Below are 19,418 nucleotides of genomic sequence, written 5' to 3'. Positions count from 1 at the left end.
ATTATATAAGAGGATGTTCAACAAGTCTGTCGATCGTCCAAGCTTCTTGGACCTGAAGCCGAGCTTTGTGAACACGAACTATAAAGGTGGGTGCAACATTATGAGCGATAAAATTTTAGTCGTTGAAGATGAATCGGGAATAGCGCGAATATTACAGCTAGAACTAGAGCATGAGGGCTACGAGGTTGGACTTGCATCCGACGGTAAACAAGGTTATGAAATGATCAATAGCGGAGAATATCAGCTTGTGCTGCTTGATGTGATGCTGCCTAAAATGAGCGGCATCGAAGTGCTGCGTCAAGTGCGGCAAGCCGGAAATCTGATTCCGATTATTTTGCTAACGGCTCGTGACACTGTGCCGGATAAGGTAAGCGGCTTTGAGCATGGAGCGAATGATTACATTACGAAGCCGTTCGCGGTCGAGGAGCTGCTCGCAAGAGTGCGCAATATATTGCGTATTTTCCAACAGAAGCCGAAGGAAGCGGAAGGCTCCGATATTATTACGCTTGGGGATTTAACAATTGAGCTAAGAACGCGCAAAGTAACGCGCAAGGATAATATTATAGAGTTAACGCCGCGTGAATTTGAATTGCTTGTTTTTCTGATCGAGCATGTCAATGAAGAGAAATCGCGCGAGGAAATTTTGTCGGAAGTATGGGGCTACGATTTTATTGGGGAAACGAATCTGGTCGATGTGTACATTCGTTATCTTCGCCAAAAGCTCGATAAGGGGTATCGCTACAAGCTAATTCATACAGTGCGTGGCGTCGGTTATATGATCAAGGAGCCTGATTGATGACACTTCGAAAAAGGTTTACGTTATTTACAATATTTTGGTTGATTCTGATTTTAATATTCTTTAATATCTTCGTATATTTTTATGTCATCAAGATCACAACCGAAAGCGAAGAGGAAATTATCGCCAATAAAGTGAAGCTGCTGCTGGAAAACCCGAGGATACAAAGCGGTCGCGGCTTGAACAGTGCGGATTTGCTCAATGAATACTATAACGCTAATGAAATGATTCGGATTATTAGCCCGAACAACCGCGTTGTCAACATAACGGGCTCTAATGAAATTTTGCTCGAGCTGCCTGCGGAATACAGCACGTATCAAAACTCCGGCATGTATACGAAGAGCGGAGAGCGGATTATATATTCACGTGTCCCGTTGTTCGAGGATGGACAAGTTATTGCGATGCTGGAAGTAACACGGATACTGGATGAGCTGGATGATTATTTGCAAATCCTGATTGCTGCGTTAAGTGTAACGAGCGGTGGGGCTATTTTATTTGCGATTTTCGGGACTTATTGGTTTACTTCCAGATTGACAGAGCCGATCTCGCAAATGGTAACGACGATGCGCGAGATCGATCGCAGCGGAAAGCTGAGAAAAATTGAACTGGGCGAGCGTGAGGAGTCTGCCGAGCTGCAGCAGCTTATTCGCGCATTTAACCAGATGATTGATCGCCTGGACCGCACCTTCGAGCGGCAGAAGTTTTTCATTGCCGACGCCTCGCATGAGCTGAAAACGCCGTTGACCGTCATTTCCAGCTATGCGAATATGCTGAAGCGCTGGGGTGCGGATGATGAGAATGTTCGCAAGGAAGCGATAGATTCCATTGCGAGAGAAACGACGAGACTGCAAAGCTTGACGAAGTCAATGCTGACGCTAGCTGAAGCAGAGCAGGAGGATTGGCTGACGCTGGAGAGCTTTGATGTTGTGCCTGTGATCGAAGAAATTGCAACGATGATGGAAACGACCTTTCAGCGCTCGATTCGCGTAAAGGCTTTTTCGCACAATGTGCGGATGGTTGGCGATAAGGATAAAATCCAGCAGCTGCTCGTCATTTTAATCGATAATGCCATTAAATATTCCAAGGAGCCGATAGATATTTCCGTTGCTTTATCCAAAGGAATTGTAAGGATCGAGGTAAAGGATAAAGGAATTGGCATTCCGGAAAATGAAATTCCACATCTGTTCGAGCGCTTTTATCGTGTCGATGGTGCCCGTGCTCGTACAACCGGTGGGGTCGGGCTTGGCTTGGCGATTGCCAAGCGGATTATTGATCTGCACGAGGGCAAGGTTGAAGTGTTTAGTCTGCTGAATTTGGGCACAACGATTACGCTTCAATTCAAGCAGCGTAAATAATTTTGAGGAGGATGATCGTGAAGTACCGTGTAGGAGCCGTTCAATATAAACTGGCGGATATTGCGTCCTTTGAGCAATTTGCTCAGCAAGTCGAGCATTATGTCCGCAACGCTACAGAATATGGTGTACAGCTATTGCTGTTTCCTGAATTTATGACGACGCAGCTATTATCTATTCCGGATCAAAACGGATTGGCACAGCCGATTGAGAAGCTGCCAGGCTATACGGAAGCGTATATTCAATTATTTCAAACATTGGCTGCCAAATATGAAATGCATATTATTGGCGGCACGCATGTAGTAGCCATGGAGGATGGCTCTCGCCGCAATGCTGCGCATTATTTTTCACCAGAGGGCGAGATCCAGGTTCAGCACAAAATTCATTTGACACCGACTGAGGTAGAAGAATGGGATATGAGTGCAGGCGATGGGGTGGCTGTATTTGATACGCCATTTGGCAAAATTGCGATGCTTACCTGCTATGATATTGAATTTCCTGAAATTGTGCGGATCGCGCGCGCACAAGGCGCAGATGTTGTTTATTGTCCTTCCTGCACCGATGATCGTCACGGCTTTCATCGCGTACGCTATTGCGCCCATGCGCGGACGATTGAAAACCAAATTTACGTTGTAACGACAGGGACTGTCGGAGCGCTGCGCAGCGTTGATTTTATGCGTGCCAACTACGGGCAGGCAGCAATTATTGCGCCTAACGATATTCCGTTCCCGCCAGGAGGCATTATCGCTGAAGGTGTCATCAATGATGATATGCTTATTGTAGGCGATCTTGATCTTGAGCTGCTGTATGAGGTGCGCGAGAAGGGCTCAGTTATGACATGGCGAGATCGCCGCACTGATCTATACTAGGATGTTCAACAAGCCCGGCTTTACTGACGATGTAGTACGCTGCAATAAAAAGGGATGGAGGCGATAACGTGTATAAACAGCTATACGTCATTCAGGAAGGCAAGCCAGAGCTGGCAACCATACGCAGCTATAACACCGCTGACTTCGAGCAATTGATCGATGTGCAGCGGCAAAGCTTTCCGCCTCCTTTTCCCGAGGAGCTGTGGTGGAATGAGGAGCAGCTGCGCGAGCATGTTGCCAGATTTCCGCAAGGAGCGCTTTGTGCTGAAGTAAATGGCAAAATTGTCGGCTCCATGACTGGCCTGATTGTGGCGCTTGATGATTACGGTCATCAGCACAGCTGGAGCGAAATTACAGATGAAGGCTATATCCGCAACCATAATCCTGAAGGGGACACGCTATACGTCGTCGATATTTGTGTCGTTCCTGCCTATCGCAAGGCTGGGATTGGCAAATGGTTGATGCAGTCGATGTATGAAACAGTCGTCCAGCTAGGCTTAACCTCGCTGCTTGGAGGCGGCAGAATGCCAGGCTTCGCTCAGCATGTCCATCAGCTTTCGGCGCAGCAATATGTAGACAAGGTTGTTGCAGGCGAGCTTAAGGACCCGGTGATCAGCTTTTTGCTGCGCTGCGGGCGTGTGCCGATTGGCGTAGCAGAGCAGTATTTGGAGGATGAGCAGTCGTGTAATTACGCTGCTATTATGCAGTGGAAAAATCCATTTAAGGTTTAAAGAATCTGGGTAACGTTACATGATCCGTTTGGAGACGATGGATATTCCTTAGAATGAACAAGACTTCATTGGTCACACATAACGTTATCCAGCTTCCTTAGCGACCAGCGCTCCCTTTGCCAGTCTTTCAGCCCTTTACTTTTCAGAAAGCTCCTTTTCTATTAATCGGCAGACAGTCCTCGCATAAGCATTTGCATCGTTAATTCAATATCCTGCTCATCATTCCACTCCTTATCCGGGAAGATAAGGTATCTGGCAGCAACGTATCCCAAAATGACAGAAATAGTATGACGAACAACGGCTGCAGGTGGGATCGTAATAATTTGCCCTTTTTTCTGGTAGTATTCCGCCAAATGGCAGAATCGTTCAAACGTTTTCTTGCCGATATTTTCTACAAACAGCTCCTTCAGCTCTGGGTGAAACGGGATTTCCTGAATAAGAATTTTGATAAGAGATGTATTGTTTTTTACGAATGCGATGCGGTTTTCTATCATCGCTCTTAAAAAATCTTCATAGTGCTCGTACTGGTGATCGAGCACCTTATACAAGTCTTTAATGACAAAGGGAGCAAGCATTTTGGAAACGATCGGTGTAATGATGCTAATTAACAAATCCTTTTTTGTCTTGAAGTGTTTGAAGATAGTGCCTTCCGCAACCCCGGCTTTTTTGGCGATTTCGCTGGTTGAGGTTGCTGCAAATCCTTTTTCGGAAAATGTTTCAATTGCCGCAATAATAATTTTCCTTTGCTTTTCCGTCAGCTCTCCGTTCACAAAGAGATCATCCATCGTACGATTAGCCTCTTCCATTTTTTACTCCTTTACATTCGTAGCATTATTTCACCATTATAGCTTGTTTTCTGCGAATATAAAAATATTGCTCATAGAGGTGAGCGAAGGCAGCGGCTTATATTTTTCTATATTTTCGAAGTGCCCATATATTGAGTACAATCATAATTAGAGAAAATCCAAGCAATATGAGCAAATCGAGATAAATAGCTTCCCAGCCGCTTCCTCGAACCATAATGCTGCGCAAGGCGTTTGCTGCATAGTAAAGCGGTGTGAAAGGGGCAATCCAGCTCAGCCATTGCGAAATTGTTTCAAGGTTGAACAGCCCGGAAAAGAAAACTTGTGGCACAACAACGACTGGAATAAACTGCATCATTTGCAGCTCATTGCTGGCGAAGGTTGATAGCAAAATGCCCACTGATAGTGCAGTAAAAGCAAGCGCTAATATCGTGAACAGCAAATAAATGAATTGTCCTTCCATCAGCATGCCAAGCACATAAATGGCGTATGCAGAAATGACGGTAGCTTGCAGCGTTGCAAATATGCCGAAACCGAGCACGTAGCCGACGACGATTTCCCATCTTCTTAGCGGGCTGCTAAGCAGTCTTTCCAACGTTCCAGTCGTCCTTTCGCGCAGAAAGGATACCCCTGCAATCAGAAAAACGAAGAAAAATACGAAAAATCCGAGCAATACGGGACCGAAGTAATCAAATTGGCTCATGTCGGCACTGCCATGCTGATAGGTGATGTCGGCTTGCAGGTTAGGCAAGCTGGACGTTGCTTGAGTGAGTGGAGCGAGACTCTGCTGCAGCCACTTCAATACAGCTCCATTTTTAACAGGATCACTGCCTTCAAGCGTCAAGTGTGGCTTGGCTTCTTGCAGGGCAATATAACCGTCCAACTGCAACTTTTCCATATCCTGCTGTGCTTCATCAGCATCGTCATAGTAAAATAGCTGTGCGCCCTCTGAGGCGAACTGCTGCGCCAGTGGTTCTGGAATGTTGACGAGCCCGATTTTCGGCTTATAATCTCCGCCGTTAAATACGAGATGAAGCATTGTCAACACTAAAATAGGTGCAAGTATTAGCAGGCCCAGCGTCCGTTTATCCCGAATAAGCTGCTTAATGATTCTAGTTACTAATGCAGTTACCCGCATGTTAAGCACCTCCATAAGCGAGAAATGCCTCTTCGATACTGGCAGTTTCTGTTTGCTGCAGCAAAGCGTTTGGCGTTCCAAGCGCGATCAGCTTTCCGTCGCGAATCATGCCGAGACGGTCGCATTTTTCCGCTTCATCCATTACATGAGTTGTGACAATAATCGTTTTGCCGGCTTGCTTTAGATCGTGAAAGGTTTGCCAAATTTGCTTGCGCAGCACTGGATCAATGCCAACTGTCGGCTCATCCAATATAAGCAGCTCAGGCTCATGCAGCAAAGCAGCAGCGAGCGAGAGCCTCCTTTTCATACCGCCGGAATAGCTGCTGACTAATTTATTGGCATGCTCTTGCAAATTGACGATCGCCAGAACTTCAGCAATTCGTCTGCGTCTTTGTTTCTTACTCAATTTATATAGCGCTGCAAAAAAATCCAAATTTTCTTTGGCGGTTAGCTCGCTATACAAAGCATCCGCTTGCGCCATATAGCCGATCTGTTGCATGACGTGCAGGGAAGGCATCTTATGTCCCATTACTACATTTTGTCCGGAAGAAGGGACTTCAAGCCCGGCAAATTGTTTGACTAAAGTCGATTTGCCAGCACCAGACGGTCCCAGCAGCCCTAAAATTTCGCCGCTGCGCACCTCCAAATCTATATCGTGCAACACTTGCTGGCTGGCAAAGTGCTTGCTGACGCCTCGAGCCGATATAATGCTGGTCACTATCAATCACCCTTTCTTTGAAGTGAGTAATCACTCACCATTATTTTAACGATGGATTGCTAAATTGTAAAGTGAGTAATCACTCACTTTTTGAAGCTTGCATGGAACGAAGATTCGGTAAAATTTGCAGTACCTGGTGTTCTCAGACACTGCTTAGAAGGAAATGACTCATTTTTGTTGAATGTTATAGGTTGAGCAACAATTAAATAAAGAGGCACAACGCATAGGAGGAAATCAATTATGTTAACCTATCATCGTATTCAATCTATAGAGGATCCACATTTCCCGGCGCTGCATCAGCTGCTAGGTACGATATTTCCGCCTGAAGAGGTATTGGCTTACGAGCTATGGAAGGAGCCTTTGCTTGATCCGAGCATCCATGTTTATGTAGCCTTGCATCAGGGCCAAGTCGTTGGCGCTACTGAATATCGCTACTACCCTCAGTTGCGCGTTGCGATGACTGACTTTACGATTATTGGTCAAGCTGGTCTCGGGATTGGGCGCTTTTTGCTGCGTCAGCGCGAGAAGGATTTACAGCAGCTTGCTAAAGCTTCCGGTACGGAGTCGATTGGCATGTTTGCAGAGGTTTATGATCCGTTCCGCGCGCAAATTCACGAATTTGGCGGCGTTTCACCAATGAATCCAATTGTGCGCCGTGAGGTGCTTTCCCATATTGGCTATAAAAAACTGAATTTCCCTTATGTGCACCCGTCATGGGATCATGAAGGAAATGCAGTATCCGAGCTTGATCTTTGCTTTTTGCCTGCGGATGAAGAGCAGAGCGAGCTGGCTGCAAGCTTGATTGCAACGTTCCTCGAAACGTATTATGCGGCTTTACCGAACAAGCCGCAGCAATGGCTGGATATGGTTGAGACATTGAAGAGCAAGCAAGCTGTTGAATTGCTGCCTCTGTAAGCACTAACAAGCACACGCCTCGTATTCAGGCAACAATCGAATATTTCTCGGCATGGCGAAAGCTGTGCCGAGTTGCGGGAATCACCCTTGTAATCTCCTTCGCATGCGGAAGGAGATTACGTTTTTTGCTGAATGATATTAGTTGTACAGATTACAAGCTGAGGAGTCGTTTGCATTGGGCAGCATCATTTCGTTATTATCCAATATGAAAATCAAATACAAAATATTTGTGCTCATTGCTGCTTTAATGGTGAGCGTCATTCTGTTGACCAATGTTGCCCACACCTTTGCCTTCAAGGCCTATGATGAGCTTGTCTATCAGCAATCGTCAAAGGCGCTTGGCATCTCATCGCTTGGCATGGAGAGTGAGCTTCGGAAAATTTCAGCCCTTTCCTACAACGTTGTGACCGATTCCGCGATTCAGGAGTATTTATGGGATATTCGTAATGCCGAAACGGATTATGTCAGCTATGTCTCTTATACAAAAATTCGCCAGCGTCTTGTTGACCTGGGAGCGCTGGACAAGTATGTGCTGTCGCTTCAGCTATATGATGTTAACAATAAGGAATATACGGTAGGCGCCAGGCCGATTACGCTGAATGAGGATAGGCTGCAGCGACTGAACGATGAGGCGCATGCATTTAAAGGAGGCATCTCCTGGACGGCGCCGGACGAAAATGATAATGTGCTGACAGCGGTTCGCAATATACGGCGCTATCAGGATTTATCGCTGGAAAGCTTGGGCACACTGGCAATCCGAATTGACGTTAATCGGCTGTTTTCCGACTATGTAAACGGTATTGATCATGAGGACGCTACGTTTATTATATTGAAGGGTGACGATGAGATTGTTTATCCTGAACAAGCTCAACTGGATTTGCAAACGCTTACTGATCTAAGGGATCAGGAGCATCGTTACAAAATTGTACGAGAGGATGGCAAGGCGTATTTTTTGACGTATCGTTCCTCAGCCTTTACCGATTGGACGTACTTTACCGCCATGCCGTATGATACGATTTTTTATACGACGGATCGCGCGAAAACGATCGTGCTGGTTGTTTACTTGGCGCTGTTTTTAATTGCTGTTGTCGTGGTGCTTCAGCTTTCCAAGCGCATTACAGATCCGCTGGAAAAGCTGACCTTGAAAATGCGCAGGGTGCAGCTTGGCAACTTTGATTATATAGAGGATGGCAATGAAGTAATAGCGATGGATGAGGTCGGGCAAATCCAGCGCCACTTTCGCATTATGCTGCAAAGAATCAATGAACTGATTCAGGAAAACTACGTGAAGCAGCTGACGATTAAGGATACGCAGTTTAAAGCGCTGCAAGCACAAATTAATCCGCATTTTCTATATAACACGCTGGAATCGATTAACTGGATGGCGAAAATGAGCAAGCAGGAGCAAATTTCGCAAATGGTAGAGTCGCTCGGCGCTTTGCTGCGCTTGTCGATTAGTGAGAAGGAATCCGTCATCTCCTTTCAGCGAGAGCTGGACATTGTGAACCACTACCTGGTTATTCAAAAGCTGCGCTTTGATGAGCGGCTAGATTTTTCCCTGCAGGTGCCAGAGCATCTGACCTCATGCAGCGTACCGAAGCTGTCCGTGCAGCCAATTATTGAAAACGCCATTCATTACGCGCTTGAACCGAATATCGAGCCTTGCAAAATTGTTCTGTCCGCCCATGTTTCAGACGACTGCTTGCATATTGCCGTTGAAGACAATGGGCCGGGCATGAGCGAGTCGTTTCTTGATAAATTAAATCGCGGCGAAATTAAGCCGAAAGGAACGGGATTAGGGCTGCAAAATATTAAGGAGCGAATCAAGATGCTGTACGGCGAGCAATATGGGGTCGAAATCGAAAGCGCAAGTGAACAGGGAACGAAGGTTACACTTATTCTACCGTATATCGTGAGGGATGAAGATGTATAAAGTGCTGCTGGTAGATGATGAACGAATCATTCTCGAAGGGATTTCGACGATGATCGATTGGCGCTCCTGTGAGGCAGAGCTGGTTGGAACGTCTCGCAACGGAATAGAAGCGCTTGATTTTATTAACAAGCATAATCCCGATATCGTCATTTCCGACATTAAGATGCCGGGCATGGATGGGCTGCAGCTTGTCAAGAAAGCAAGCGAGCTAAACCCTAATCTTGCTTTTATTTTGCTGTCAGGCTTCGATGATTTTGGGTATGCTCGCACGGCGATGCAGCACGGAGTAAAGCACTATTTGCTCAAGCCCTGCAATGAAAATACGATTATCAATGCACTGACAGAGGTCATTAGCGATTTGCAAAGCAGGCGCAAAAAAGATCAGTTCATGCATTCGATTCAAGCCAAGCTTGCCAAAGCATTGCCCTATGCCAAGGAGCAGTTTCTAAAGGAGCTCGTAACGAATAAAACATTCGGACAGCGGGATTGGGACGATTACCGCAGACTGTTTCATATTACGGAGCAGCCGGAGCAGGTGCAGCTTATATTATTTCAGCTGGAGGGCAGCTATGATTATGAGCATTTGTTTGCGATTAAAAATATAGCTGAGGATGTGCTGGGCCAGTCTATCGTGCTGCTGGGAACAACAATCGGCAGTCAGGTGCTGTTAATGCTTCAGGTGTGCTACGAGCCTGGCTGGCTGTTTTCGCGGCTTGAGCTGATCAAATCAACATTTACCGGCTTTTATAAGCTGGACTTGACGATTGCCGCCAGTGATGCTGCGCCAATCGATGCGGTTCGCAGCATGTATCATGATACGCTGGAATGCTTGAATTATCGCTTTTACTTGGGGGAGGGCACGATTATCTCGAAAAAGGATATCGCCGATGTCATGTCGGAGCGCCCAACCTTTTACTTTGACGATGAGCAGCTGTCGATCTTTATTAAATCCGGTGATTGGAGCTCGGCACAGCAGGAGCTAAGCCGATTTTTTACAGAGCTTGCCGAGCGCAGACTGGATTCGGCCATGTCCAAGTCGTATGCACTATCGCTGCTTGTTGCGATTACGAGACTATGCAGTCGCGAGCAGATGAGCCATTATATGCAGTGCATCGCCAAGCTGGACGAGCTGAGTTCGCTGCGCTCGATGGAGCAATACATTATGTCTGTCGCCGAGCAAATTACCGAAACTAATTTGCAGCTGCAAAAAACGAAGCATTCCTCGATTATTCAGCGGGTGATCAATGTTGTGCAGGCCAATTTGAGCCAGTCTGCATTATCGTTAAATTGGGTAGCTAGCGAAATTTTATATATGAATGCTGATTATTTAGGAAAGCTATTCAAAAAGGAGACGGGTGAGAAGTTTTCCAACTATGTAATGCGGCTGCGGATTGAGAAGGCGCTGGTGCTTATTGAAGCATCAAGCGATGTAAAGGTGTTTGAGCTTGCCGAGCAGCTTGGCTTCGGCGATAATCCGCAATACTTTAGCCAGGTCTTCAAAAAATATACCGGTCAAACACCTACTGAATACCGCAAAACGCCCGGCTAGAAAAAACAGAGGGATTCAAGCGAAAACAGAGGGATTCAAGCAAAAACAGCTTGGCTTCCTCTGTTTTTTTAACAAAGAACCCGTTTTTTTAAATTCCAGCCGCCTCGTCGCTTTACTATAATAAATGTATACGCTGGAATAGCTGTCTCTTATTGACGAGAATCGAAGGGAGAATATACGATGAAGTTCCCGCAATTAAAGCTCGCTTTAGCTTTTCTAGTTATGTTAATATTGCTCTCCGCTTGCCAAGGAAATATGTTTCAATCCATGCTGAGCAACAATTCCGGCTCTCGTGAAGCCAGCAAGAAGCCCGTAACGATTCGCGTTGCCTGGTGGGGAGGAGACGCACGCCACGATTATACGAAAAAGGTTGTTGAGCTGTATGAGCAGCAAAATGATCATGTGACGATTGAAATGGAATATAACGCGAACTATGATGACTATTGGAAAAGAATGGCGCCGCAAGCCGCCGCCGCCGAGCTGCCGGATATTATTCAAATCGATACAAGCTATTATGCGCAATATGCCGGCAAGCAGCTGTTTGCGGACTTGACTCCTTTTTTGGGCAATGAAATCGATATTTCCAATATTAGCGAAAACGTAATTCGTGCAGGAATATATAAGGATGGAAATTATGGAATGACGCTAGGCATTAACTCGCTAGGCTTTCAGTACGATCCCGAGATGCTGATAAAGGCAGGCATTGAGCGCATTCCTGAGCATTGGACATGGGATGATTACGAGCAGCTGGCAGCCAAGGCGCAAGCAGCTGGCATCTATATCGACGACGGGATGCGCAACGAAATCTTTTTTGCCTACTATTTGCGAACGAAGGGTGAAACACTGTATAATGCTGACGGCACTGGACTTGGCTATAGTGACGATGCCTTGTTTGTTGATTTTTTCGGGCGCTTAATTCGATTGGTGCATAGCAAAGCGGCACCGACTGCTGACGCCAAGACACAAATTAAAGGCTTTGGCGACAATTATTTGTCCAAATCAAAGCAAATCGGCATCTGGCAGTGGTCCAATCAATATTTGGCCGTGCAGCAAGCTATCGACCGTCCAATGGCTATTGCGCCAATGCTGGGACCTAATATGGAGCAAGGGCTTTATTTGAAATCCAGTATGTTTTTTTCGATAGCAGAGACCTCCAAGGTGAAGTCGGAAGCCGCCAAGTTTATTAATTTCTGGATCAATGATATTGAAGCCAACAAGCTAATTCTTGGAGAACGCGGCGTACCGGTTTCATCAGAGGTTCAAGAGGCAATTAAGCCGTTTCTGTCCGAGGCCCAGCAGCAGGTGTTCGATTATGTGTCCTGGACCGAACAAAACAGCTCGCCTGGAGATCCTGTCGACCCGGTCGGATCTTTGGAAATAATCGAAAGCTTGAGACAGCTGTGGGAGAAGATGGAATACAAGCAGATTACGGTTGAAGAGGCAGCGCAGCTTTTCCGGGCTGAAGCGAGCAAAATATTGGAGAAAAACAAGCAAGCATGATAGGGCTATTAAATATAGATTTATGCAGAAGCGTAAAACTTAAGGAGCATTGAATATGAACATTGTTTTTCGAGGAACAAGCGATGCACATGGTGTGCCGCGACTATATTGTGAATGTGAGGTTTGCCAGGAGGCGCGAGCGACAGGAGTGAACCGTCGCTATCGCCCTTCCATTCAGCTGTTTTTCAAGCAGCATACAACGATTTGGGTAGATTGTGGCCCGGATTGGTACCCGCAAATGGAAATGGCCGATCAGCGCATTGTATCGCATATGCTGATCACGCATGCCCATTTTGATCATATCGGCGGCTTGCCGCAATGGTATGATCAATGCCGCTATATTAACGCAGAGCCTAGGCTGTATGCAGCAGCGGAAGTCATCGAGGAAATCAAGATCAGATTCCCATGGCTGTCTGGCCGCATTCTATTTATAGCGATTGATGACGGGATCGAATTTGAGGACTGGAGGCTGCGAATTTGGCGAGTTAATCATGGCCGCAATGGCTATTCCTATGCATTTCGCTTCGAGCATAAGCAGCGCGCGACAAGCTTCGTGTATTGTCCCGACAGCATCGCGCTGTCAGAGGAGGAGCAGCGTTTGCTGTACAATACTGATTTGCTGATTATGGGCGCCAGCTTTTTCAAAGAGCCGTACGCATTTGAAACTCGCTCATTATACGATGTGACAGAGCTGATTGAGCTGCATAGCAAATGGCAGCCAAAGCAGCTGTGGATTACGCATATGTCACACGATATCGATACAAGAAAGCATGAGGCATTGCCTGAGCATATTCACTATGCGTATACAGGCAAGGTGCTCGAGCTATAGTTTGACTGATTGGCCACTTTGACATCTGAGTTGCGACATACGTTCATAATGTTGATCAAAGGAAAGGTGATGTGCGATGAAACGGCTTCCGATGATGCTGCAGCTCGCGTTAATTTTGTTTTGCGTCATGTTTATTCCAACGATTGTCATGACGATGTATAGCGGCACTCAAATATTAGGCTATTCCGAAAAGGCGATTGCCGAGTCGTCGCTTGCTGGTCTGGAGGCCAATCAGCGTTTAAATGAAAACGCTTTAAATTACATTATGCAGGATTCGGTTCGCTTTGCTTCCTCCAACTTGTTCGATGGGATCAGGCATTATAAATCATATGAGCAGCTTAATTCGGATTATAGCCGCGTAGAGCATGCATTAACATTGTTTAAAGAGCTGCAGCGCCTGACTCGAAGCAATGATGGCGTATATTCGGCTTATTTTTATTTAAGTGAGGCTGATTATATTATCGCTTCTGATGAAGGGATTACGCCGCTTGATCGCTATGAATCAATCGCTTGGATCGAGCAGGCGCTTGCCAAAAAGGATGGCATTGCTGGTGTTTGGCAGCCGCGCAAAATGGAATCTGGCGAAATGGTGCTTTCTTATGTGCTGCCGTTAAACCGCTTATCCACCTCAACAAAAGGCATTCTCGTGGTAAATTTGAAGGAAGCACAAATCGCAAATTATATGAATGTCTCGGGCAATCACGAGTCAAGCTATATGCTGATCGATCTGGAAAATGAGCGGCTCATTTCGCATGAGAATAAAGCGCTGCTGTCGACGAATGCGGCAGAGCTGCCCTTTATAGCGGAGCTGCTGCAGCAAGGTAAGCGGCAGGGCTACAGCTTTTATGAATCGGATGGAGAGCGATTGCTTTATACATGGAACAAATCAGAGGGCTTCAACTGGCTTTACGTCAACCAATACTCGATGGATACGCTTATGTCGCAAACAAGCTCAGTGCAGCAGGGCATGATTGTTGTTACGGTTGCGATCATCTTGGTAGGCACGCTGCTTACCGTATGGATTGCGACCTGGGTATCGAAACCACTCAGAGAATTGGTAGGCAGCATACGAGCACGCAGCAATTTGGCGGTTTCCGGCAAAAATGAGCTTGATTTTCTCGGGACGGCATTCCGCAGAATGCAGGATGAGGAGGATAAGCTGAACAAGCTGATTATGGAGCATGAGCAGGATGCATGCAGCCTCGTTGTCCATCATTTGCTGCGCGGCGATGCCATCAATCGCAATAAAAAGGAATTGCTGCAGGAGATGTTCCCTGAACAATTTTTTGTCGTCGCGATGATTTCGATTGACCATTATAGCAGATATGTAGGCAAAACTAGTCCGGAGGCTCGTTCCTATCACCGTTATGCGTTTATATCAAGCTACGAGGATAAGCTTGCTCAGCAGCTTCGTATTAAAAGCGTCTACTACGGCGAAGGCAGAATTGCATTAGTGCTTAATTTCAATGATAACGAGAAGGATATTCATGCGAGACTGGCGGAGCAGCTTGCCTATATACAGGAACAGGCGATGGAGCTGTTTGGCCATACTGTGACGATTGGCGTCAGCAGCGCAACTGAATCAACGAATACAATACCTGACAAGCTGCTTGAGGCGATGGAGCTAATCAAGCATCGCATGCTTGAAGGCAATGGCCGCATCATTTATGGGCAGGACGAGGCGCAAAGCAGCCAAAAGTACATTTATCCGATCAATAGCGAGCGTCGTATTGTGAACTTTATAGATACAGGCGATGTAGACAGCATTACTGCCGAGCTGGATACGGTAAGGCAGCAGCTCGAAGCTTCCACCTCGATTTCCTATGACAATATATTATTTATTTACAATCAATTAATTGGCGTTACGATCAAGCATTTGAATGAGAAAAATATTAACACGTCTGCCATCTTTGCCGACAAGGGCAATATATATTCGGTCATTGCCTCGATGGACACGCTGGAAGAGCTGACTGTGTATTTGAAGCATTTTTACTATGAAATAAGCAAATACGTGAAAACAAGCTGCTCTGAGGTTAACTATTTGGAGAAAATTATCGCTTATTTGGATGAGCATTATAGCGACGACATCGTGTTTGAGGATATGGCCAAGGAAATCGGCATCAGCTATTCCTATATGCGCAAGCTAGTGTACGAAGGAACAGGCAAAAGCTTGATTGATTATATCAATCATAAGCGGATCCAGGCAGCGAAGCAGCTGCTCATTCGTTCCACGCTAAATGTAGCGCAAATAGCAACAGAGGTTGGCTATAACAACATTCAAAGCTTCAATCGTTTCTTCCGCAAGTACGAGGGTGTCACGCCAAGCAGCTATAAATACTCAAAATTAAATGGTTAATTTTGATAGAAGCTTTAATTTTTGATCTACAGCTTTTCCTTATTTCGACCTATATCCGCAAGGTTGAGGGAGCTGATTCACATAGTCGATGCATTTGCCGGCGCAATGCTGACGCAGAGCCGAAAGATACGGGAAAACCCAGTAATATCAAGGGTTTCAGGGCATTATCAAAAATGATATATGCTATCAAAATCGACAATTTACGGATGAACGAACTGTCGGTAATATGTGAATCAGCTTCTCCGTTCAATCATCAGGATGCTTTGAAAATTGAAGAGGGGATGTAAGTCGAAGGAGGGAAGGTGTAAATGTGAAAATTGCAAACGCTTTAAAGAATCGCACGGACACAGAAACGTTAAACAAGCACGGATTTTTTTACTATCTAAACAGAGACAAACAATTGTACCTCATGCTGTTAATACCAATCTTCTTTGTACTACTATTCAAGATTACACCTATGTTCGGTACGATAGTAGCCTTTAAGGACTACAAAATAGCAAAAGGCTTCTGGGACAGTGACTGGGTAGGCTTTCAAGTATTTCTCGATATCTTTGAAAAGCGAGATTTTCTGAGAGCTCTGCGAAATTCATTATTACTTAATACGTTAGACCTGCTGTTAAGCTTTACGGCACCGATTATTTTATCGTTGCTGCTTAATGAAATTAAAAGCGTAAAATTGAAAAGAATTAATCAAACCTTATTGTACTTGCCGCATTTCTTATCGTGGGTCATCATTGCCGCAATTGCTTACCAGCTGCTCAGCCTGGGCAATGGCGTGATTAATAACATTATCGAATCATTAGGGGGCTCGCGAATACCGTTCCTGCAAGAGGATAATCATTGGCTGATCAGCTATTTGCTTATTGGAGTATGGCAGAGCATGGGCTGGGGCACGATTATTTACTTGGCTTCTATTAGCTCTATTAATCCGGAGCTGTATGAAGCAGCAACTGTGGACGGTGCAGGGCGCTTGCGGAAAATGTGGAACGTTACGTTACCAGGCATTCGGGTTACGATCGTAACGCTATTGATTATGAACCTTGGCAGAGTAATGGGCGGTTCGTTTGAGCGGATTTACGCGCTTGCCAATAAGGCAACAACAGAGTACACCACGACAATTGAGGTGCTTGTCTATCGCTGGGGGATTGAAGGCGGCAACTTTAGTCGTGCTACCGCGTTAGGGCTGTTTCAAGCATTAATTGGATTGATGCTGGTCATTATCGCTGACCGTATTGCTAAAAAACTTGGTGAAGACGGATTACTGTAGAAAGGAAGAAACCAGATGAAAGCATCTTACAACCTGATTACGGCAAAGCCAAAAAAGCGATTCGATACTTGGGATGTTCTGATCAATATTGCCGTCATTATGGCATCATTAGCATGCTTGCTGCCATTAGTTCACGTGCTGGCCAAGTCGCTAAGCTCGGATGCTTACGTGATTGCGAACAAGGTCACGCTTTGGCCGATGGGATTTACCTTGGAAGCCTATAGTAAAGTCTTTGCAGATTCATCGATTCTTCGCTCGCTATATGTATCTGTAGTCGTCACTATAGCTTTTACAATACTAGGCATGATCATAACGATATGCGCAGCTTATCCGTTGTCTCGCAAGCAGCTTAAAGGGCGTAAAGTTCTTACGTTTGTATTTCTGATGACGCTTTATTTTAGCGGCGGCATCATTCCAGAATATATGCTGATCAATGAGCTGGGCATGCTGGATACGTGGTGGGCGCTCATCCTGCCTCAGGCCTTTAGTGCGTTCAACTTTCTCATTATGAGAAGTGCAATCTACAGCAATATTCCTGTAAGCCTGGAGGAATCTGCGCGAATAGATGGCGCGGGTCATTTCAGAGTGCTATTAAACATTGTACTGCCGCTTTCCAAACCTATTATCGCAACGCTTTCTCTGTTTTATGCGGTTGGTCGCTGGATTGCTTATCAGGACGCACTATTTTATATCAAGCAAAACGTTGATTTGCGACCGTTGCAATTGAAGCTGTATTACATGGTCGTTCAAGCAAGCGAGAGCTTCCAGCTGGAGGCTACTCAGGTGCAAGTCACCAACCCGGATGTATTGAAGGCAGCATGCGTTATTTTTGCTACCGTACCTATCATTATCGTATATCCGTTTATTCAAAAGTATTTTGTAAACGGTGTTATGCTCGGTGCTGTCAAGGAGTAAAGGATAAATATGTAACAGCTAACCATTAAAAAGGAGGCAATTTATAATGAGAATGAAAAAAAGCGCAATGGTTTTGTTAGCTTTGGTCATGGTTTTAAGCTTGCTCGCAGCCTGCAGCAAGAATAACAATGGTGGCGCAACGAACAATAATCCAACTTCTCAGCCTACCGCAACAAATAATGAAGAAGGAAATAGCGAGGTAGATTACTCACAAGGCTTCCCGGAAAATGTAACGATTGAAATTCCAGTTTACGAGCGCGCATTTGAAGGCTGGAATGTATCGGACAACTACTATACGCGCTGGATTCAAAAGGAGTTTGGCGATAAATACAATGTAACGGTTAAATATGTGCCGATTTCCCGCAGCAATGAAGTACAGGACTTCCAGCAGCTGCTGGCAGCGCATAAAGCACCAGATATTATTTTCCACTATGATATGCCGCAGCAAATCGCCTATTACGGTGAAGGCGTATTGCAGCCGATCGACTGGGATGAAATTGCCAAATACGCGCCAACCTATTGGGCGAATATGAGCTCTACAATTGAGCAATATGGCACAATTAACGATGAAAAAATCTTCTTCTTTGCAGCAAGACCAGATGCTGACAACTTTACAACGCTGATCCGCAAAGACTGGGTGGAGCAGGTTGGCATGAAGGTTGAGGATCTAACATCGCTAGAGAAATATAATGAAATGCTAGTGAAATGGAAGGAAGCGGGCCTTGGTGTAGCAGGAGGCAGCCTGACGCGCAACAACTTTACGTACAGCTATGGCTTCCGCGACTGGCCAATTGACGAGAAGGAGCGCGCGCTATATTCCGATCTGTCAATCGCAGACTTTACAACTGTAGCAACTGAGCGCTGGCTGCGCAATCTTAACTATCAATACAACAATGGACTTATTGATAAAGAATTCTACTTGAGAGATGATGACAACAAAATCAAATCTGAATTTGTTGCTGGCAGAACAGGCACTTACGGCAGTTATTTGACAAGCAATTCGGATGTCATTTCCGCTACACTTACGAACAATCCAGATGCAGATTTTGCAATTTTGCCGCCAACTGCTGGTATTCCTGAAGGACTTGTGCCGCAGCAGCGCGCTTACTGGCCATTTGGCTTTATTATGGGCATTAACTATGAAACACCTGAGCTGGAGCGCATCGCAGTATGGATGTTCCTTGAGTGGATGAGTCAGCCAGAGAACCTGTTCTTCCTGCAAAATGGTGTGGAAGGCGAAAACTATACGATTGATGAGGACGGCATTCCAGTACGCAATCCGGATTTCCAAGGCGAATCGGTACTTTCGGCCAACAACAATAAAGATTACTGGGCGCTCGTTATTGAAAGCGTAGTCTACGATGATCCGGAAGTAAACAAAAAGGCGCAAATTCGCAACTGGGCACCTCCAGGCTATGAGCATCTTGTTGAGCAGCATCTGAAGTACTATGAAGAAGCAGCTCCTTACCGTACACCAGATGCATTGTTCACGGAAGTAGTAGAAACAGTAAGCGAGTACAAAGCTGATTTGAATGAGCTGTTCCAGGAGCTATACATTAAAGTAGCGACAGCGCCTGAAGATCAATTCGATGCGGTGTATGAGCAAGCTAAGCAAACCTATCTCGATGCAGGCTATCAGGACATTCTTGATGAGAAGCAAGAGATCATTGACAAAGGAAATTACAGATAATATAGATAACGAAGCTGTGAATACTACACTTGCCAAAGCCCTTGCTTATGCCAGGGC

Annotated in this window: 17 protein-coding genes; 14 read left to right on the top strand and 3 right to left on the bottom strand. The window is 45.6% G+C overall.

Annotated features, from left to right (window positions below):
- The first annotated feature begins 100 nt into the window (after positions 1 to 100).
- From KJS52_RS02790 to KJS52_RS02775, 4 genes are all read left to right on the top strand, one after another.
- On the top strand, positions 101 to 796 hold the full coding sequence (locus tag KJS52_RS02790; protein WP_213513101.1) for a response regulator transcription factor: 696 nt from the start codon (positions 101 to 103) through the stop codon (positions 794 to 796).
- Positions 796 to 2,151, top strand: a complete 1,356-nt coding sequence (locus KJS52_RS02785) for a sensor histidine kinase (RefSeq protein WP_213513100.1) — start codon at positions 796 to 798, stop codon at positions 2,149 to 2,151. The genes KJS52_RS02790 and KJS52_RS02785 overlap by 1 nt, the downstream gene beginning before the upstream one ends.
- A 17-nt stretch (positions 2,152 to 2,168) precedes the next feature.
- Entirely contained in the window at positions 2,169 to 3,017 is an 849-nt protein-coding gene (locus tag KJS52_RS02780) for a carbon-nitrogen hydrolase family protein (protein WP_213513099.1), read from the top strand.
- Positions 3,018 to 3,085: 68 nt separating this feature from the next.
- The gene (locus KJS52_RS02775; protein ID WP_213513098.1) at positions 3,086 to 3,748 is read left to right on the top strand and encodes a GNAT family N-acetyltransferase; all 663 of its coding nucleotides are present in this window, start codon (positions 3,086 to 3,088) and stop codon (positions 3,746 to 3,748) included.
- 161 nt (positions 3,749 to 3,909) lie between these two features.
- Here the strand turns inward: KJS52_RS02775 and KJS52_RS02770 are convergent, their stop codons facing one another.
- From KJS52_RS02770 to KJS52_RS02760, 3 genes are all read right to left on the bottom strand, one after another.
- Positions 3,910 to 4,554, bottom strand: a complete 645-nt coding sequence (locus KJS52_RS02770) for a TetR/AcrR family transcriptional regulator (protein WP_213513097.1) — start codon at positions 4,552 to 4,554, stop codon at positions 3,910 to 3,912.
- A gap of 97 nt (positions 4,555 to 4,651) precedes the next feature.
- Positions 4,652 to 5,689 carry an ABC transporter permease gene (locus KJS52_RS02765; protein ID WP_213513784.1) on the bottom strand — a complete coding sequence of 346 codons (1,038 nt, stop codon included), beginning with the start codon at positions 5,687 to 5,689 and terminating at the stop codon, positions 4,652 to 4,654.
- A 1-nt stretch (position 5,690) separates the two neighbouring features.
- Positions 5,691 to 6,410: an ABC transporter ATP-binding protein gene (locus KJS52_RS02760; RefSeq protein ID WP_213513783.1), complete on the bottom strand. Its 720-nt coding sequence runs from the start codon at positions 6,408 to 6,410 to the stop codon at positions 5,691 to 5,693.
- 237 nt (positions 6,411 to 6,647) lie between these two features.
- Between KJS52_RS02760 and KJS52_RS02755 the strand changes: the two genes are divergently transcribed.
- From KJS52_RS02755 to KJS52_RS02710, 10 genes are all read left to right on the top strand, one after another.
- Positions 6,648 to 7,322 (top strand): GNAT family N-acetyltransferase, encoded by a 675-nt coding sequence (locus KJS52_RS02755; protein WP_213513096.1) that lies wholly within the window; start codon positions 6,648 to 6,650, stop codon positions 7,320 to 7,322.
- Positions 7,323 to 7,464: 142 nt separating this feature from the next.
- Positions 7,465 to 9,255 (top strand): sensor histidine kinase, encoded by a 1,791-nt coding sequence (locus tag KJS52_RS02750; protein ID WP_213513095.1) that lies wholly within the window; start codon positions 7,465 to 7,467, stop codon positions 9,253 to 9,255.
- The gene (locus tag KJS52_RS02745; protein WP_213513094.1) at positions 9,248 to 10,804 is read left to right on the top strand and encodes a response regulator transcription factor; all 1,557 of its coding nucleotides are present in this window, start codon (positions 9,248 to 9,250) and stop codon (positions 10,802 to 10,804) included. Before KJS52_RS02750 ends, KJS52_RS02745 begins: the two co-directional genes overlap by 8 nt.
- 180 nt (positions 10,805 to 10,984) lie before the next feature.
- Positions 10,985 to 12,304, top strand: a complete 1,320-nt coding sequence (locus KJS52_RS02740; RefSeq protein WP_213513093.1) for an ABC transporter substrate-binding protein — start codon at positions 10,985 to 10,987, stop codon at positions 12,302 to 12,304.
- A 55-nt stretch (positions 12,305 to 12,359) separates the two neighbouring features.
- Entirely contained in the window at positions 12,360 to 13,133 is a 774-nt protein-coding gene (locus KJS52_RS02735; protein WP_213513092.1) for an MBL fold metallo-hydrolase, read from the top strand.
- Between the two features lie 76 nt (positions 13,134 to 13,209).
- Positions 13,210 to 15,489, top strand: coding sequence for a helix-turn-helix domain-containing protein (locus KJS52_RS02730; protein WP_213513091.1), 2,280 nt, complete (start codon positions 13,210 to 13,212; stop codon positions 15,487 to 15,489).
- 2 nt (positions 15,490 to 15,491) lie between these two features.
- Positions 15,492 to 15,776, top strand: coding sequence for a hypothetical protein (locus KJS52_RS02725; RefSeq protein ID WP_213513090.1), 285 nt, complete (start codon positions 15,492 to 15,494; stop codon positions 15,774 to 15,776).
- Positions 15,777 to 15,799: 23 nt separating this feature from the next.
- On the top strand, positions 15,800 to 16,756 hold the full coding sequence (locus KJS52_RS02720) for an ABC transporter permease (RefSeq protein WP_373871328.1): 957 nt from the start codon (positions 15,800 to 15,802) through the stop codon (positions 16,754 to 16,756).
- A gap of 15 nt (positions 16,757 to 16,771) precedes the next feature.
- The gene (locus KJS52_RS02715; protein WP_213513089.1) at positions 16,772 to 17,671 is read left to right on the top strand and encodes a carbohydrate ABC transporter permease; all 900 of its coding nucleotides are present in this window, start codon (positions 16,772 to 16,774) and stop codon (positions 17,669 to 17,671) included.
- A gap of 46 nt (positions 17,672 to 17,717) precedes the next feature.
- A complete protein-coding gene (locus KJS52_RS02710) occupies positions 17,718 to 19,361 on the top strand; it encodes an extracellular solute-binding protein (protein ID WP_213513088.1) in 1,644 nt (547 codons plus the stop codon).
- The last annotated feature ends 57 nt before the right edge of the window (positions 19,362 to 19,418 follow it).

Source organism: Paenibacillus montaniterrae, assembly GCF_018403185.1.
GTDB lineage: Bacteria > Bacillota > Bacilli > Paenibacillales > Paenibacillaceae > Pristimantibacillus > Pristimantibacillus montaniterrae.
Note: the sequence above shows the minus strand (reverse complement) of the source record. Positions and strands in the feature narration are given on the sequence as shown.

Coding starts and splice junctions, on each gene's coding strand:
- KJS52_RS02790 (WP_213513101.1), top strand. CDS start 101: ATGAGCGATAAAATTTTAGTCGTTGAAGATGAATCGGGAATAGCGCGA.
- KJS52_RS02785 (WP_213513100.1), top strand. CDS start 796: ATGACACTTCGAAAAAGGTTTACGTTATTTACAATATTTTGGTTGATT.
- KJS52_RS02770 (WP_213513097.1), bottom strand. CDS start 4,554: ATGGAAGAGGCTAATCGTACGATGGATGATCTCTTTGTGAACGGAGAG.
- KJS52_RS02765 (WP_213513784.1), bottom strand. CDS start 5,689: ATGCGGGTAACTGCATTAGTAACTAGAATCATTAAGCAGCTTATTCGG.
- KJS52_RS02755 (WP_213513096.1), top strand. CDS start 6,648: ATGTTAACCTATCATCGTATTCAATCTATAGAGGATCCACATTTCCCG.
- KJS52_RS02745 (WP_213513094.1), top strand. CDS start 9,248: ATGTATAAAGTGCTGCTGGTAGATGATGAACGAATCATTCTCGAAGGG.
- KJS52_RS02740 (WP_213513093.1), top strand. CDS start 10,985: ATGAAGTTCCCGCAATTAAAGCTCGCTTTAGCTTTTCTAGTTATGTTA.
- KJS52_RS02735 (WP_213513092.1), top strand. CDS start 12,360: ATGAACATTGTTTTTCGAGGAACAAGCGATGCACATGGTGTGCCGCGA.
- KJS52_RS02730 (WP_213513091.1), top strand. CDS start 13,210: ATGAAACGGCTTCCGATGATGCTGCAGCTCGCGTTAATTTTGTTTTGC.
- KJS52_RS02715 (WP_213513089.1), top strand. CDS start 16,772: ATGAAAGCATCTTACAACCTGATTACGGCAAAGCCAAAAAAGCGATTC.
- KJS52_RS02710 (WP_213513088.1), top strand. CDS start 17,718: ATGAGAATGAAAAAAAGCGCAATGGTTTTGTTAGCTTTGGTCATGGTT.